The 15,141-nt window shown below is 61.8% G+C and carries 14 protein-coding genes and 1 riboswitch; of the genes, 5 read left to right on the top strand and 9 right to left on the bottom strand.

What is annotated here, in order from left to right:
- Positions 1 to 821: 821 nt before the first annotated feature.
- Both GH983_RS19380 and GH983_RS19375 read right to left on the bottom strand, forming a co-directional pair.
- Positions 822 to 1,028: a DUF1737 domain-containing protein gene (locus GH983_RS19380; protein ID WP_054151358.1), complete on the bottom strand. Its 207-nt coding sequence runs from the start codon at positions 1,026 to 1,028 to the stop codon at positions 822 to 824.
- Positions 1,025 to 1,945, bottom strand: coding sequence for a CoA ester lyase (locus GH983_RS19375; RefSeq protein ID WP_069042785.1), 921 nt, complete (start codon positions 1,943 to 1,945; stop codon positions 1,025 to 1,027). Before GH983_RS19375 ends, GH983_RS19380 begins: the two co-directional genes overlap by 4 nt.
- A gap of 110 nt (positions 1,946 to 2,055) precedes the next feature.
- Here GH983_RS19375 and GH983_RS19370 point away from each other — a divergent pair, with 110 nt between their 5' ends.
- Together GH983_RS19370 and leuD are read left to right on the top strand one after the other, a co-directional pair.
- Entirely contained in the window at positions 2,056 to 2,286 is a 231-nt protein-coding gene (locus GH983_RS19370) for a hypothetical protein (protein WP_054151356.1), read from the top strand.
- Between the two features lie 164 nt (positions 2,287 to 2,450).
- A complete protein-coding gene (leuD, locus tag GH983_RS19365) occupies positions 2,451 to 3,056 on the top strand; it encodes a 3-isopropylmalate dehydratase small subunit (RefSeq protein WP_069042786.1) in 606 nt (201 codons plus the stop codon).
- A 58-nt stretch (positions 3,057 to 3,114) separates the two neighbouring features.
- On the opposite strand, the gene GH983_RS19360 is transcribed toward leuD, so the two are convergent.
- Positions 3,115 to 4,047 (bottom strand): pyridoxal-phosphate dependent enzyme, encoded by a 933-nt coding sequence (locus tag GH983_RS19360; RefSeq protein ID WP_153763266.1) that lies wholly within the window; start codon positions 4,045 to 4,047, stop codon positions 3,115 to 3,117.
- 177 nt (positions 4,048 to 4,224) lie between these two features.
- On the opposite strand from GH983_RS19360, the gene leuB reads away from it, so the two are divergent.
- On the top strand, positions 4,225 to 5,337 hold the full coding sequence (gene leuB / locus GH983_RS19355; RefSeq protein ID WP_153763265.1) for a 3-isopropylmalate dehydrogenase: 1,113 nt from the start codon (positions 4,225 to 4,227) through the stop codon (positions 5,335 to 5,337).
- Positions 5,338 to 5,653: 316 nt separating this feature from the next.
- Complete coding sequence (locus tag GH983_RS19350) at positions 5,654 to 6,526, top strand: RNA polymerase factor sigma-32 (protein WP_054151352.1); 873 nt, start codon at positions 5,654 to 5,656, stop codon at positions 6,524 to 6,526.
- A gap of 105 nt (positions 6,527 to 6,631) precedes the next feature.
- Here GH983_RS19350 and GH983_RS19345 read toward each other — a convergent pair whose 3' ends face one another.
- The 6 genes from GH983_RS19345 to thiB all read right to left on the bottom strand — a co-directional run bounded on the left by GH983_RS19345 (position 6,632) and on the right by thiB (position 13,022).
- Positions 6,632 to 7,111 (bottom strand): cysteine hydrolase family protein, encoded by a 480-nt coding sequence (locus tag GH983_RS19345; RefSeq protein ID WP_210251761.1) that lies wholly within the window; start codon positions 7,109 to 7,111, stop codon positions 6,632 to 6,634.
- A gap of 140 nt (positions 7,112 to 7,251) precedes the next feature.
- Positions 7,252 to 7,704, bottom strand: a complete 453-nt coding sequence (locus GH983_RS19340; protein WP_069042789.1) for a MarR family winged helix-turn-helix transcriptional regulator — start codon at positions 7,702 to 7,704, stop codon at positions 7,252 to 7,254.
- Positions 7,705 to 7,878: 174 nt separating this feature from the next.
- Positions 7,879 to 9,405 (bottom strand): M48 family metalloprotease, encoded by a 1,527-nt coding sequence (locus GH983_RS19335; protein ID WP_069042790.1) that lies wholly within the window; start codon positions 9,403 to 9,405, stop codon positions 7,879 to 7,881.
- A gap of 223 nt (positions 9,406 to 9,628) precedes the next feature.
- On the bottom strand, positions 9,629 to 10,372 hold the full coding sequence (gene thiQ, locus GH983_RS19330) for a thiamine ABC transporter ATP-binding protein (RefSeq protein WP_069042791.1): 744 nt from the start codon (positions 10,370 to 10,372) through the stop codon (positions 9,629 to 9,631).
- The gene (locus tag GH983_RS19325) at positions 10,362 to 12,017 is read right to left on the bottom strand and encodes a thiamine/thiamine pyrophosphate ABC transporter permease ThiP (RefSeq protein WP_153763263.1); all 1,656 of its coding nucleotides are present in this window, start codon (positions 12,015 to 12,017) and stop codon (positions 10,362 to 10,364) included. Before GH983_RS19325 ends, thiQ begins: the two co-directional genes overlap by 11 nt.
- 6 nt (positions 12,018 to 12,023) lie before the next feature.
- The gene (gene thiB / locus GH983_RS19320) at positions 12,024 to 13,022 is read right to left on the bottom strand and encodes a thiamine ABC transporter substrate binding subunit (protein WP_153763648.1); all 999 of its coding nucleotides are present in this window, start codon (positions 13,020 to 13,022) and stop codon (positions 12,024 to 12,026) included.
- Between the two features lie 65 nt (positions 13,023 to 13,087).
- Positions 13,088 to 13,204, bottom strand: a riboswitch (TPP riboswitch).
- A 175-nt stretch (positions 13,205 to 13,379) separates the two neighbouring features.
- Here thiB and GH983_RS19315 point away from each other — a divergent pair.
- Positions 13,380 to 15,128: an ABC transporter ATP-binding protein/permease gene (locus tag GH983_RS19315; protein ID WP_246727442.1), complete on the top strand. Its 1,749-nt coding sequence runs from the start codon at positions 13,380 to 13,382 to the stop codon at positions 15,126 to 15,128.
- The last annotated feature ends 13 nt before the right edge of the window (positions 15,129 to 15,141 follow it).

The raw sequence follows: 15,141 nt of genomic DNA, 5'->3' as shown, positions 1-15,141 counted from the left end.
GAAGTGACGGTGGACAGCCGGATGCTGGACGCCTGAAACCCCCGATCGGAAGGACGTGCCTCAGAGGCACACAGACAAGGCGCCAATGCTGTCGCGAACATCCAGACAGCGGGGCGAATAAAACGGCGGGGATGAGCGCCGGGCCGCAAATGGCGAGACAATCATCCCCCGGGCGAGGGTCCCGGTCGGAATGGTGCACCATCCGGCGGGAACCTCCCGGGCCACCGGCCAGGCTGAAGCGCCACCTCACGGTGATGCCGCAGCCGGACCCGCGCCCGGTCAATCTTCGGTCCTCGGGTCAAGCCCGAGGATGACGAGGACCGTCGCCGCCTTGCCAGAGAGACGCATGCAGCGGGAATAGACGCCGAACGAGGCGCCGGAAGGAGCCACATAAAACTACCTAGACGGGTTGCTTCTGGCGCCTCGTCCGAGACAAATTTCAGACCACCCGGAGGGAGCGATCCCGACCGGCGGCGAAGCTTGGGGTTTTTGACAGCAATAGATTTCCCCTCACCCTGAGGCGCCCGACCTTGTCGGGCCTCGAAGGGCCAGGCCACCACCTCAGCATGCGCCCGAGCTGAAGCCGCCGCGCCCGCCTCTCCCCCCTTGTGGGAGAGGTTGCAAAATCGAAGGCTTAGGTGAGCGCAAGCCACCTAAACTTCAGATTTTGCTGGTGAGGGGATCGGTGCTGCGGGCACGACGAACGGACCCCCTCTCTTGCGATTTCAGATGTTTAGGCGGCTTTCGCTCGCCTAATTCATCGAAATCGCTTTCTCCCCCACCAAGGGGGAGATGAGACTCCCACAACGGGGAGAGGACATTCACTGCTCACCGAGCTTCATGCTGGGATCGTAATCCTTGCCATGCACCGTCTTCACCACGGCCTGGCCGCAATATAGCTTGTTCTCGGCAGCGTTGAATGTGTGGCTTGGCGAGCCGTGCAGTTCCCAGCCCTTGTTCAGCGCGTCGGTGACGCGGTGGCAGAAGCTCGAATCATCCGGGCCGGTGAGAAAACGATAGACTTTCATGGCTTGTCCTTTCTGGCAGTGATCAGGGCGAGCTTGGCGAGAAGGCGGGCGGCCTCCTCGGCATGCAGTCGTTCGATCATCCGCCCATCGATGTTGATAACGTTGAGGCCCGCATGGGCCGGGTCGGAAAAGGCGTCGGCCACGAGCCGCGCCTCGGCAATCGCGGCTTCCGAGGGGCCGAAATGGCGATTGGCGGGTTCGATCTGCGCCGGATGGATCAGCATCTTGCCGTCGAAGCCCATGGCCCTGCCCTGGGCGCATTCGGCGGAGAAGGCCTCGAGGTCGCGAAAATCGTTCGACACGCTGTCGATCACATCGAGCCCATAGGCCCGGGCGGCAAGTACGACCTGCATCAGATAGGGCACCAGATAGGTGCGTCCGGTCGCTGCCGGAATGCCGGTGGCCTTGCGCAGATCGTTCAGCCCAACGACGAAGGCGTCGAGCCGGCTGTCGCTGGTGCGCCCCGAAGAGGCAATCGCTGCCGCGTTGAGCACACCGCGCGGCGTTTCGATCATGGCCCAGATCCTGAGACCTTCCGCCGCATCCTGCTCGCCGATCAGGTCCGCCACGTCCTGCACCGTGACCGGTTCCTCGACCTTAGGCAGCAGCACGGCGTCGGGCACGCACTGCAAGACGAGCCTCATGTCTTCGCGGAAATGCGGTGTGTCGGAGGCATTGATCCTGACGATGCGCTCGCGATGGCCGAGATCGGCATTTCGCAAGAATTCCAGAAGCTTGTGCCGGGCGTCGGCCTTCCGGTCTTCGGCCACGGAATCCTCGAGATCGAAGATGACGGTATCGCAATCAAGGCCCGTCACCTTCTCCAGGGCGCGGTCGTTGATCGCGGGCACCGTCAGGACCGATCGGCGAAGCCGAGACGGGTGGTGAAAGCGAAAGGAGGAGGCCTCTGATGTCATGGCCGAGTTCTGGCAAGCTTTGCCCGCCCACGCAAGATGACAATTGGGTGAAAGGCCCTTGCAAAGCCTTGGGATAAGGACCACCTTGGTAACTGCGAAAGGACAAGATCATGCAGAACATCCGCTCCGCCGCCTATGCCCTTGTTGGCCTCGCTTTTGTCGGCCTTGCCGCCGCCTTTGCGGTGTCGCTCACTCTGGTGATTGGCGCACTCCTGACCGTGACGCTCGGCGCCCGCATGCTGATGGGCAAGACGAAGCGCGCTCCGGCCTATGTGAAAGCCAAGCGTCGCGATGACGTGCGCGTCTGGAACGACGGCAAGGGTACGATCATCGATCTTTGATCTGGCCGAAGGTCGCTCCATCATCTCACCTGTCCATCGGGTGAGATGTGGCTATCGCTTGGAAAACGGCGATAGAGCCTCCTCAAGATTCTCCTTCAAATTTCTGCGGTTTTGCTCTATGGGCGAGGCATCAAACGCGCATTAGCCAGATCGAAGGCAGACTGATGGACAAGTTCGTAAAGCTCACCGGTGTCGCTGCACCGCTTCCGGTCGTCAATGTCGACACGGACATGATCATCCCCAAGGATTACCTGAAGACCATCAAGCGCACCGGTCTCGGCACCGGCCTGTTCGCCGAAGCGCGCTACAAGGAAGACGGTTCGGAGAACGCGGATTTCGTTCTCAACAAGCCGGCCTATCGCAATGCGCAGATCCTCGTTGCCGGCGATAACTTCGGTTGCGGTTCCTCGCGTGAGCATGCCCCGTGGGCGCTTCTCGACTTCGGCATCCGTTGCGTGATCTCCACGTCGTTTGCCGACATCTTCTACAACAACTGTTTCAAGAACGGCATCCTGCCGATCGTCGTCAGCCAGTCAGACCTCGACAAGCTGATGGATGATGCCTCGCGCGGTTCCAACGCCGTGCTGACCGTCGACCTGGAATCTCAGGAGATCACCGGTCCGGATGGCGGCAAGATCGCCTTCGAGATCGACGCCTTCAAGCGCCACTGCCTGCTGAATGGCCTCGACGATATCGGCCTGACACTTGAGAAGGCAACGAGCATCTCGACCTTCGAGCAGTCCAACGCCGCCCAACGCCCCTGGGCGTGAGCGTCGCTCAAGCGCTGAATTGATGAAGCCGGGCTCGCGCCCGGCTTTTTCTTTGGCCTTAGAGGAAACGGGCCCGCCAGGCTTCAAGCGCTGCGAGCGATACGCCGATCCCGCCGCAGACCTCGATCAGCGGTGCCTTGTAACGCGCCAGCAGATCGACATGAACGTCAGCCACGGCGAGCGCTGCGCCACAGGCAGGTTCGACGAGGATCCGCTGGGCATCGGCAAATTTCAGGCAGGCCGCAACGGCCTCGGCGTCGGTCACAACAACGCTTTCGATCGGATGGGTTTCCAGAAGATCGAAGACATGTTGTGCGACCTGGCGCGCGCCGAGCGAATTGGCAATCGAGGTAATGGTCGGCAGCGTAACACGTTCCCCGGCGAGAACGGCAGCGTTCAGGGAAGCGGCACCTTCCGTCTCGACCGCAATGACGGGGATGTCGCGCAGCCCGTTGCGCCGCAGCCCTTCGACGATGCCTGCGAGCAGTCCGCCACCGCCGACGCTCGTCACCACGCAATCGAATTCCGCACCTGATTTGACCACCTCGTCGATCAGGGTCGCGTGACCTTCCCACAGCAGCGGATGATCATAAGGATGGACGTAGGCGGCCTTGCGTTCCGCCGCGAGTGCCACCGCATGGGCGTTCGCCTCGTCGAAGACGGACCCGTGGACCATGACCTTGGCACCTGTCGCGGCAATTCGCGTGCGAACCTCGGCGAACGTGGTTTCCGGCACGACGATCGTCACCGGGACGCCGAGCGCCTTGCCGGCAACGGCGGCGGCAATGCCTGCATTACCGCCAGAGGCGCAGAAGATTTCCTTCGCCCCCTTGGCGACCTCGTGCTGGCAGAGCAGTCCCACCCCACGCAGCTTAAAGCTGCCGGAAGGCTGCAAGGCATCGAGCTTGAGCCAGAGAGGCAAGCCGCTCGCGCTGTAGTCGGCGGCCGTGCGTAGGAGTGGCGTCTCGATATGAAGGGGAGAAAGCGGCATGGGGCACTCGGGGATGCTGGAGGGATGCAGATCTTTTGGACCTCGGAAACAACCGGGTCAACCGGGAAGCCCTTGCTTGGAATGGCCGGAACCGTACCGTTTCCGCCCTATCTCGCTTGAAATGCCCCTGACCCGCGCGTAAGACACCGCGACTTCTTTTTCGAGTGGAGGGTTTCCATGACGGCTCGCAATCTTCTTCTTCTCCCCGGCGACGGCATCGGCCCCGAGGCCATGGCCGAAGTTCGAAAGATCATCGCCTATATGAACGAGGCGCAGGGCGCCGGCTTCGTCACCGACGAAGGTCTTGTCGGCGGTTGCGCCTACGACGCGCATGGAGCAGCGATCTCGGAAGAAGACATGTCCAAGGCGCTTGCCGCCGACGCCGTTCTCTTCGGTGCCGTCGGCGGTCCGAAGTGGGATGATGTGCCCTATGACGTGCGCCCGGAAGCCGGCCTCTTGCGCCTGCGCAAGGATCTCGAGCTCTTCGCCAATCTGCGTCCGGCGATTTGCTATCCCGCGCTTGCCAATGCCTCGTCGCTGAAGCCGGAACTGGTCGAGGGTCTCGACATCCTCATCGTCCGCGAGCTGACCGGTGGCGTTTACTTCGGCGAGCCGAAGACCATTACCGATCTCGGCAATGGCCAGAAGCGTGCCGTGGATACGCAGGTCTATGACACCTACGAGATCGAGCGTATCTCCGCCGTCGCCTTCGAACTGGCCCGCACCCGCAACAATGCCGTCTGCTCGATGGAAAAGCGCAACGTCATGAAGTCGGGCGTGTTGTGGAACCAGGTCGTGACGGCGACGCACAAGGAGAAGTTCTCCGACGTCAAGCTCGACCACATGCTGGCCGATGCCGGCGGCATGCAGCTTGTGCGTGCGCCGAAGCAGTTCGACGTCATCGTCACCGACAACCTGTTCGGCGACATGCTTTCCGACGTGGCCGCCATGCTGACCGGTTCGCTGGGCATGCTGCCATCCGCTTCGCTCGGCGCTCCGGACGCCAAGACCGGCAAGCGCAAGGCGCTTTACGAGCCCGTTCACGGCTCGGCACCGGACATCGCCGGCAAGGGCATCGCCAACCCGATCGCGATGATCGCCTCGTTTGCCATGTGCCTGCGCTACTCGTTCAACATGGTCACGGAAGCCGATCGCCTTGAGAAGGCAATTGCCAATGTGCTGGACAAGGGCATCCGCACCGGTGACATCATGGCCGACGGTTGCCGCCAGGTCGGCACTGTTGAGATGGGTGATGCGATCCTTGAGGAGTTCAAGGCGCTTTCCGCCTGAACTAACTTCTGAGTTCTGATCCGACGGCGCGGGGCAATCCGCGCCGTTTTGCGTTTTCCCTGTCGCCGCGCCCAGCTCGGCCCTCTTTCTCTCACTTCACCGTGATCATCCCTGTTCGACAGAAGGTCGCACCCAATGCGGAAATCCGATGTCGTACACGGCCCGTAATAGTGGTCAGACAAGCAGATGAGAGTGATGCAACCACCGCCCTGTTCGACATTGTTGGAACCTGACCGAGACTGAACCGTTCAGCAAACAATGCCGGCAAATAGGCCTGCGAGAGGCCAGCGGTCCCGAGAGACCATGGAGATGTTCGATGAAAGCCACATCCGCTGACAGACACATCATAAAGTATGCCATGTCACAGCCCTATCTGGAGCGCGAGGAAGAGCTCGACCTCGCGATCCGCTGGAAGGAAAATGACGATCAGGGAGCGCGAAACCGCATCGCCCAGGCGCATATGCGTCTGGTCATTGCCATGGCTTCCAAGTTCCGTGGTTTCGGTCTGCCGCTTAACGATCTGATCCAGGAAGGCTATATCGGCCTTCTCGAAGCGGCTGCCCGCTTCGACCCAGGTCGCGAAGTGCGCTTCTCGACCTATGCCGGCTGGTGGATCCGGGCCTCGATGCAGGACTATATCCTGCGCAACTGGTCGATCGTCCGCGGTGGCACCAGCTCCAGTCAGAAAGCGCTGTTCTTCAACCTGCGTCGCCTGCGCGCCAAGCTCGCTCAGGGCGACAATCGCCTCTCCGACCAGGCGATACACCAGGAAATCGCTTCTGCGCTCGGCGTCAGCCTCGCCGACGTTCAGTCGATGGATGCACGCCTCTCCGGCAACGATGCTTCTCTGCAGACCCCTGTAGCTGGTCGCAATGGCGAAGGTACCGAACAGCTTGAGATGCTGGAGAGCAATGAGGCGCTGCCGGACGAGCAGGTGACGTCCATCATCGATGGCGAACGCTGGAATGGCTGGCTGAAGGATGCAATGAACCGCCTCAACGAGCGTGAAAGCCGGATCATCAAGGCGCGGCGCCTCACGGAAGATGGCGCAACGCTGGAAGAACTCGGCGCCGAGCTCGGGATTTCCAAGGAACGTGTCCGCCAGATCGAAACGCGGGCCTTGGAAAAACTGAAAGTCGCCCTCACGGATAAGGCCCCGAGTGCAGCTCGCCTTGAAATGGCAATGTGAGCGGCAATCACAGATCACAATGAAAAAGCCGGCGGAGATGCCGGCTTTTTCATGCAAACTTCAATGCCTGACGGGCCTTATCAAGGAAGAGGCGCTGGGCGCGCCCTATCTCAGAATGACAGCGTTTGAAGAGAGTATGCCGCGGGTTTCATCACCAGCAGTTTGATTGACGCACAAGGTCGCCCGGGTGGCGACTTCGACTGCATACCCCCTCTGACGGGCGGCAAGGGCGGTCTTTGCGACACAATATCGGAAATCCAGCCCGACAATTCGAAGCTTACCCACGTCGAGCCTTTCCAGAAGCTCGTCCAGCTCGCCCTTCTCGAATGCGTCCTGAACTCTCTTGACAAGGACGTGTTCGGCAAGCCCTTCAAAGGGCTTCGCGATCTGGGTTCCGGGCGTTCCCTCAATTGCTTGGCCTCTCATCGTCAGTCGCGCGATGATCTTTGTCGAAGGGATGGACCACTCCTGACGCACCGCGATGATCGGCAGATTTTCGGCCTTCGCCTTCGCCACTTCGGCGAGGATGGCTGACATCGCATCCGCCTTTGCTGCGTCCTCATAGGGACCTTCGTCCCAGAACACGGACTGCAGATCGATCAGGAGCAGGGCCGTCCCGGGACGGCTGCCAATGGGCTCGCCGCGACTGACGGCACCGATCTGTCTGACGCCGTTCGCAAGCCAAACAAGCCCGGAAAGGGCGGCTATGGTAAGGATCTGGCCTATCACTTCGCTTGCTCCTCCCCGTCGGTCTTCAGCTTCTCAAGTAGGATCCTCACCACCTGAAGTGCCGTCTCGATATCACTCGCATCAATCTCGGCGCCGAGCTGTTCCACCAGCCGTTTTTCACGCATCACGACGTCTTCGATCAGGCTCTGGCCCTTGGGGGTAAGCGCAATCATCGTGGATCGCTTGTGACGCGGGTTGGTGCGGCCGACTGTGAGGCCTGCCGCAAGCGTTTCGTTGACCATCAGCTGGACATACTGTCGTTTGATCTCAAGCTTTATCGCGAGTTCGGGTACGCTGGCGCTCCCATGGGCGTGAAGGATCTCAAGTACTGCCCGCATGCGAACGGTCAGCCCGGTGCCGTCCAACCCTCTCTCGACACGCGCCTCCGCGGCCTGCATGAGCGGACGCGACAACCAGATGAGGCGATAAAGCTGTTCAGATTTTCTCATGACAATTACAATGTCATAATGACATTCATGTTGTCAATTCCGGGAGCCATCAAACTGATAGGCGAGCTTGTTCCCGCACGCAGGCTTTCACCAACGTAGCATATGGCATTCGCCGCCTTCAGATATCCGCAGTCTTCCCGTGGATTCGTCTGGGAGGGCCAGGGCGCGACCTTGTCACTCCGAGATGATCTTGACGCGCATGCCTGGGGTGACCGTCGAGGTCGGGCCGAGCGCGTTGATCAGCCGGAAGAGTTCGAGCTTGCGGTCGGTGCCCATCATACGTGCCGACAAGGTTCCGACCGAGTCGTTGGAACCGACCGTTACCACTCGGACGCGGAGCGGCTTCAGTGAGGCTGCTTCCTGCGGCGTGATCCGGCGGAAGGAGGCGCGCAGCTGGGCTGCCGTTGTTTCCAGAGCCGGGCTGCCCTTGGGCACTGCCGTCAGGAAGCGGAAGATCTGCGGCCCGATCCGGATGACGGTGATATCGAAATCCCAGCGATCGGCGGAGGCGCGGGCGGTTGCCGCTTCCAACCCGTTGACGGTTATGGTGCGGATCGTATCCGGCAGGAGACCGGTTACCCAGCCGCTTGAGATATAGTTCGGCAGGCTGATCTTCTGACTGTCGGCCACGCCGTCAAAACGGATGGCCACATCGCCAGGTCCGGTGGCGAGGACGGCCTCGACCTTGTTGTCGATCTGGAAGCCCTGGGGCACGTCAAAGCGAATTCCGAGTTGCCCATGCAGGAAGGTCTGGCCACGGACGAAGCCTTCCTGGGGGCTGTCGCCATAGAGCAGGCCGTCAATGCCGTTCAGGTAATAGTCGCGGCCGGTTTCGCCATGGCTGCCTTCCGGACCAAAGGCACGTGCATGGCGTTTTGCCAGTTCGACACGCTGCGGCGCGTTCGGATGGCTCGAGAGGAAGTCCAGGCTCTGGTCGGCATCGGGATCGACCGAGCTGAACTGGCTGTAGCGGGCCATGGAATCGAGGAAACGGGCGGCGGCATAGGGATCATAGCCGGCTTCACCCAGCGTGCGCACGCCGATGACGTCGGCCTGCAGCTCCTGCTGGCGCGAGAAGGCGGCAAGGCGCAGCTTGCCGCGGGCCAGCGCCTGCTTGCCGGCGAGATCGCTCGACAGAACCTCGGCGACGACGCGGCTCGCAATCACTTCCGCCTCTTCGCGACGCTGGCGTTCGATGCCGTGGTTCGCGGTCACATGCGCCATTTCATGGCTGAGAACGGCTGCCACTTCCGAGGCGTCATTAGCGAGCGCCAGGAGGCCGCGTGTCACGTAGAGATAGCCGCCCGGCAGCGCAAAGGCGTTGATCGCCGGCGAGTTCAGGATGGTGATGCGATAGGACTGGTTCGGGTTTTCCGAAACCGCCGTCAGGGCACCGGCGATGCGGGCGACGAGGCGTTCTGTCTTGGCGTCGGAGTATTCGCCGCCATAGGATGCGACGATGCGCGGGTGTTCACGGGCACCCATCTGGGCGCGCGGATCGCCTTTCTGCACTTCGTCGACGATCTGTGGATTGCTGGAAGGCGCAACGGACGGCTCGTAGGCCTGCTCGAACAGCGACTGGCAGGAGGATAGGACGAGGCCCGCCGAGACGATCACGGCGACACTCGACGCAAACCTGAAAGGCCGGCGCCGCAGATTCGTCTCTGCAGCTATCGCGCTGTTCCGGCTCAAAAACTGCATCCTGCCCCTTCACCCTGTTCCCGAACGATCGCCAACCTGGCAACATCCGGGTGCAGCATCCAATTGCCTTCAGCCGATATCCGCATTCTGCTGATCCGGCAGCATTTCACATAGTGCGAAAACACCACTCGCTCCAGAAGATAGTCACGCCGAGGCAAATGACCAATGGTCTTGCTGCAGGAACAACTATTCCCAACGCGCATGGCAGGCGCGGGCGACGAAATTAAGGCGATTGGGGTGCAATTGCCGTCGTGCCGAGGAAGTCGCGCACGGCTGTGACATCTGTTCTCGCGAGAAAATCGCTCTTCGATGCATTCACCACGACATGGCCGTTTTCGAGGAAAACGACATGGTCCGCCAAACGTATGACGTCACGCGGATCGTGGGTGACGAGCAGGACGGTGGCCGATGTTTCAGCATGGAGTTCGGCGAGAAGGTCAACCATTGCGCTTCGCAGACCAGGATCCAATGCGGCGAAGGGCTCGTCGAGGAGCAGGATCGGGAGGCTGCGGACTAGCGCCCGGGCAAAGGCTGCCCGCTGCCGCTCTCCGCCCGAGAGAGAACCCGGCAGCCGCCGCTCGTAGCCCGCGAGGCCCACGCGATCCAAAGCGGCGGAGATCGCCTTGCGGTCAGCGGAGGTCAAACGCATGCCAGGATGGATGCCGAGGCCGATATTGGTGAACAGGTCGAGATGGGCAAAGAGGTTGTTGTCCTGGAAGACCAGCGAGACCGGCCTCTCCGCCGGCGCCAGATCCGTTACATCTCGATCAGCTATTTTGATCCGGCCGGTCTCAGGTTGCTCGAAGCCGGAGACGAGGTTGAGCAGGGTCGACTTGCCGGATCCGGATGGGCCGACAATACACGTGATCTTGCCGGCATCGAGACCGAAATCGAAGTGAAACTCGCTTTGGCCGAGTGTAAGTCGCACCGCATCGAGGCGGATTGCCGTCGAAGTCTCATCGCGCATCGGGGGCCTCCCGTTCACTTGCCTGACGCGTTCCAGGCGCTCCGAGGAGCGCGAGGAGGAGACACATCATTCCGAGCAACAGAGCAAGTCCATCAGCATCCGTGCTGCGGTAGCTTCCCATGGACGCATAGATGAGGGCGGGTAGTGTCATGATGTTTTCCGAGCCGAACAGGGCGACTGCTCCGAGATCTCCCAAGGAAAGTGCCATGGAAAAGGCGAGCGCGGTCAGAAATGGTCGTTTCAGCTCCGGCCAGTCGACGCGGCGCAGACGCTGAGCGACGGACAGGCCGAGGCTTTCAGCGAGACGACCCGTGCGCGCACGGTGCTCGCGATAGGCCGGCTCCAGCACGCGCACGGCAAACGGCAGGGCCATCAGGGCATTGATGCCGGCGACGACCAAGGGCGCGAAGTTTGCGATCTCACCGCTCGATCGGAGCGCGAGAAACCAGCCGGTGGCAAGCACGCTCGTCGGCACAAGCAGAACCAGCGATGAGAGCGAGGCAAGCGCGATCGACATGAGGCGATTGCCGACATTCCGGTTTCGCTGCGTGTCGATTTCGGTCCTTGCTGCGACCGCGCCAAAGGCAAGCAGTGTCGCCGTAACGCCTGACACGAGCGCTACGAGCAGGCTTGTCAGAGCCGCCTGCTGGAACGTCGATTGCGATATCAGCCGAGCGAGGTCTGCCTGTAGTCCCGAGACGACGACCTGGCCAAGCGGCAGGATGAGAAAGAGGCCGGCCAGCGAGAGCAGCAGCGCGTCGATCAAACGGACGAGCGGGCGTCGGCCATCGAAACGAGGGAAACGGCGCCCGCTTGTGACACCGGTGTCGGAGGCTGCGGGCAGCAGGCTGAGGCCGATGAGGATCACGCCGGTGACCGTGATCTGCAGCAGTGCCAGCGATACGGCGCGCTCCGGATTGAAGTCGAAGCGCAGAGCCTGGTAGATGGCGACCTCGATTGTCGTTGCAGCAGGCCCCCCGCCGAAGATCAGCACCAGCGTGAAGCTCGTCACGCAGAGCATGAAGATCAGCCCCGCGGCCCCCGGGATGACGCGCGCCAGGACAGGCCACTCGATGAAGCGGAAGGTGGCGATCGGCGAGAGGCCGAGACTTGCCGACATCCGCCAGTATTCGGCCGGCACGCGCTCCAGGGCAGACAGCATCAGTCGTGTGGCAAGCGGCAGGTTGAAAAAGACATGGGCAATCAGAATTCCGGTCAGGCCGTAGACCGAGATGGGCTGCGAGAGACCGAGGCCTCCCAAGGCATCGTTGACGATGCCGTTGCGGCCGAAAATACCGATCAGACCCAGTGCGCCGATCAGAACGGGAAGTCCCATGGGAACCGCCATCAGACGGATCAGCCAGATTCGTCCGGGGAAAGCCGGCTGTCGAGCAAGCGCGCTGACGACAGGCAAGGCAAGCCCGACGGAGAGGAGCGTCGACAGGAAGGCCTGCCAGAGGGTGAATGACAGCACCGAACGGACGACTGGATCGCCGAAGGCCTGCAGAATGCCGACGGTCATTCTCCCGGCGAGCAGTGCGGTCAGGGCGATGCCGACGAAAGCCGCCACGGCCAGCAAAACCAAAAGGCCGCCCGCGAGAGCGGGCAGCCTCTGACGTCTCGACTGGTGAAGCGGTCGGAGCATCCGGTGTTACTTCAGCGTCATGGCCTTCAGCCACTCGTCGATCCAGGCCTGACGGTTGGCCGCAACTTCGGCCGGGTCCATCAGGAAGGTGGTCTTCGGCTGGACGAGCTTGCCGAAGGCGTCCGGCAGGGGCTCTGATGTGGCAGCGACCGGCATCATCCAGTTGTTGGTGGGGATGGTGTCCTGGAAGCCGGGCTGCAGCATGAAGGCGAGGAACTGGCGGGCGAGTTCCTTTTCCGGCGCCGTCTTCAGAAGGCCTGCGACCTCGATCTGGATATAATGCCCTTCGGAGAACTCGGCCGCCTGATAGCGGTCGGTCTCTTCGGCGACCATGTGATAGGCCGGCGAGGTGGTGTAGGAGAGGACCATCGGTGCCTCGCCCTTGGTGAACAGGCCATAGGCTTCCGACCAGCCTGGCGTGACGGTCAGGACACGATCCTTGAGCTTTGCCCAGGCTTCCGGTGCCTGGTCACCATAGACCGACTTGACCCAGAGCAGCAGGCCGAGACCCGGCGTCGAGGTGCGCGGATCCTGGATGACGATCTTTTGGGCCGGGTCCCCCTCGACCAGGTCCTTCAGGCTCGTCGGCGGGGTCTTGATGACCTCGGTGTCGTAGATCACGGCGAAATGGCCGTAGTCATAGGGCAGGAAGACATCGTCGCTGAAACCGCCGGGCACCTGAACATTGGCGGCATCAACGCCATGTGCTTCGAAGAGGCCGGTCTGCTTGGCTTCCTCGACGAGATTGGTGTCGAGACCGAGCACGACATCGGCCTTCGAGGTCTCGCCTTCGAGCTTGAGACGGGTCAGCAGCGCCACGCCATCGGCGACGCCGACGAAGTTGACGGTGCAGTCGCAGGTCTGTTCGAAGGCTTCCTTGACCTTTGGGCCGGGACCCCATTCGGAGACGAAGCTCTCATAGGTGTAGACGGTCAGCGTCTTGCCGGCGGCCAGTGCCGGGGAGACAAAGCCGAGGATCGCAGCGGAGACGCTGCCGATGAGCATGGAAACAGTACTGGGTCGCATCGCGCCCTCCTCCTTGGTGTCATTGCTGTCGGGATAGGGCGCCTGATGTCGTCGCGTCTAATCCCTCCGCCGGTGTTAACCGGATCAGGTTCCGCGGGTTGGCATGACGCCTCTCAGCCTTCCCGATCGCGTGAGATCGCAAGGCACCCCGTTAGAGCAAGCCTGAGATAGCGCGCAGGCGAGCTGAGCGCAAGGGTGCAGGGTGCAAGGTGTGGCGTGCGATGGGTCGCGCCGTTCACTGTCAGGAAACCGTCAATAGCCACGTGATAAGGGGAAGGCATTTATCATGATGGCGTGATGCGTATGGCGAAGTCGCAGTCGAATGAAGGGCTCGGAATGGACAGGTTTGTCGCCGAGGTCGAAGGCAGCCTCCGGCGGCAGCTCGGAATGGCCGTCGACAGCTTCTGGCGATCATCCGTCCGCAACCGCATCTTGGCCTTCGCCTTTGCGCTCGTGGTGGTGATCCTGGCGACCGCCTATGGCACCGTGCTTCTCAACCAGTGGAACGCGCCCTTCTACAACGCATTGGAACGGCGTGACCTGCCGGCCTTTCTTCTTGAACTGCGCCACTTCGCGATGATTGCGGGCGCCCTGCTGGTGCTCAATGTCGTGCAGGCCTGGCTTAACCAGATGACCGCGCTTTCCATGCGCGAGGGCTTGTCGCGCGATGTCGTCGACCAGTGGTTGAATGGTGCGCGGGCCTATCGGCTCTCCGTGTCGAGCCCGCTCGGGGTCAACCCCGATCAACGCCTGCATGAGGATGCGCGCAAACTCGCGGAAATGACCACGTCTCTGTCTATCGGGTTGTTCAATGCGACGATCCTGCTGGTCAGCTTTATCGGGGTGCTGTGGAGTCTTTCCAGCGACTTCACCTTTCAGATCGGTGAGACCCGTTTCCAGATCCCCGGCTACATGGTCTGGGGCGCGCTTATCTACGCGCTTCTCGCATCGCTGCTCAGCCAGGTGGTCGGGCGCAGCCTTTCGAACCTGAATGCCGAACGTTATGCCCGGGAGGCCGATCTGCGTTTCTCGCTGATGCGTGCCAATGAAAACCTGGAGGCGATTGCGCTTGCGCATGGCGATGAGACCGAACGCCGCCACATTCATCAGTCGCTCGACGGGGTCCTCATCTCGATCCGTCACCTGGCTCTGGCCTTGACCAATCTCACCTGGGTGACAGGAGGCTTCGGCTGGCTTGCCATCATCGTGCCGATCCTGATCGCCTCGCCCGCCTATTTCGCCGGCACCATCACGTTCGGCGGTCTGATGATGGCGGCCGCGGCCTTCACGCAGGTCTATTCGGCGCTTCGCTGGTATGTCGACAATTTCGGGGCCATCGCCGACTGGCGTGCGGCGCTGATGCGGGTGACGGTGTTTCGCGCCGCCTTGACCAGCATGGGCGACAGACAGAACAGCGCCGGTGAAGTGGAGCTGACGCGCAGCGAGGATGGCACGCTGAGACTGGAAGACCTGGAAATCCGCACCCGTGTCACAGCAGAAGGCTCCGAAGCGGCGTTTCGTCTTCGTGAGCGTGCGGTGATCATCGCGGCGGGGGACCGCGTGATGATCAATGGCGATCAGGGCGTCAATCGCAAGCTATTGTTCCATGCCATGGCCGGGCTCTGGCCCTTCGGCAAAGGTAGTATCGCCCTTCCGGCCGAGTCGGACATCATCTTCGTGCCGCAATCGGGTTATCTGCCGGAGGGCAGGCTGCGCAGCCTGCTCGCCTATCCCGTCGCCTCGGCGCGTTTCACCGATGCAGACATGACGGGCGTGCTTCAGCTCGTGGGACTGGCCGAGTTGGCCGGCCGTCTCGACGAGCGAGCCCGGTGGGAGCGAATCCTGGACAAGGACCAGCAGATGGCGCTGTCCTTTGCCAATATCCTGCTCAGAAAGCCGCGCTGGCTGGTCTTGCATGATGTGCTGGAAGGTTTGGAGCCGGAAACCGAGAGCCGGCTCATGAACATCCTGTCGACGGAACTTGCGGGGACGACCCTGATCTACCTGGGACGTTCCATGGCTTTCGCCACTGCCACCGGTGCGCGGGCGTTGCATCTGGAGAGATCAGGAGAGATGCGGGCCTGAAGCCGAAAGCCGG

This window comes from Agrobacterium sp. MA01 (assembly GCF_009650195.1).
Lineage (GTDB): Bacteria > Pseudomonadota > Alphaproteobacteria > Rhizobiales > Rhizobiaceae > Allorhizobium.
Note: the sequence above shows the minus strand (reverse complement) of the source record. Positions and strands in the feature narration are given on the sequence as shown.

Excerpts from the sequence above, each read along its gene's own strand:
- GH983_RS19315 (WP_246727442.1), top strand. The coding sequence starts at position 13,380 with ATGGACAGGTTTGTCGCCGAGGTCGAAGGCAGCCTCCGGCGGCAGCTC.
- GH983_RS19380 (WP_054151358.1), bottom strand. The coding sequence starts at position 1,028 with ATGAAAGTCTATCGTTTTCTCACCGGCCCGGATGATTCGAGCTTCTGC.
- GH983_RS19375 (WP_069042785.1), bottom strand. The coding sequence starts at position 1,945 with ATGACATCAGAGGCCTCCTCCTTTCGCTTTCACCACCCGTCTCGGCTT.
- GH983_RS19325 (WP_153763263.1), bottom strand. The coding sequence starts at position 12,017 with ATGCTCCGACCGCTTCACCAGTCGAGACGTCAGAGGCTGCCCGCTCTC.
- leuD (WP_069042786.1), top strand. The coding sequence starts at position 2,451 with ATGGACAAGTTCGTAAAGCTCACCGGTGTCGCTGCACCGCTTCCGGTC.
- thiB (WP_153763648.1), bottom strand. The coding sequence starts at position 13,022 with ATGCTCATCGGCAGCGTCTCCGCTGCGATCCTCGGCTTTGTCTCCCCG.
- GH983_RS19360 (WP_153763266.1), bottom strand. The coding sequence starts at position 4,047 with ATGCCGCTTTCTCCCCTTCATATCGAGACGCCACTCCTACGCACGGCC.
- GH983_RS19370 (WP_054151356.1), top strand. The coding sequence starts at position 2,056 with ATGCAGAACATCCGCTCCGCCGCCTATGCCCTTGTTGGCCTCGCTTTT.
- GH983_RS19340 (WP_069042789.1), bottom strand. The coding sequence starts at position 7,704 with ATGAGAAAATCTGAACAGCTTTATCGCCTCATCTGGTTGTCGCGTCCG.
- thiQ (WP_069042791.1), bottom strand. The coding sequence starts at position 10,372 with ATGCGCGATGAGACTTCGACGGCAATCCGCCTCGATGCGGTGCGACTT.
- GH983_RS19350 (WP_054151352.1), top strand. The coding sequence starts at position 5,654 with ATGAAAGCCACATCCGCTGACAGACACATCATAAAGTATGCCATGTCA.
- leuB (WP_153763265.1), top strand. The coding sequence starts at position 4,225 with ATGACGGCTCGCAATCTTCTTCTTCTCCCCGGCGACGGCATCGGCCCC.
- GH983_RS19335 (WP_069042790.1), bottom strand. The coding sequence starts at position 9,405 with ATGCAGTTTTTGAGCCGGAACAGCGCGATAGCTGCAGAGACGAATCTG.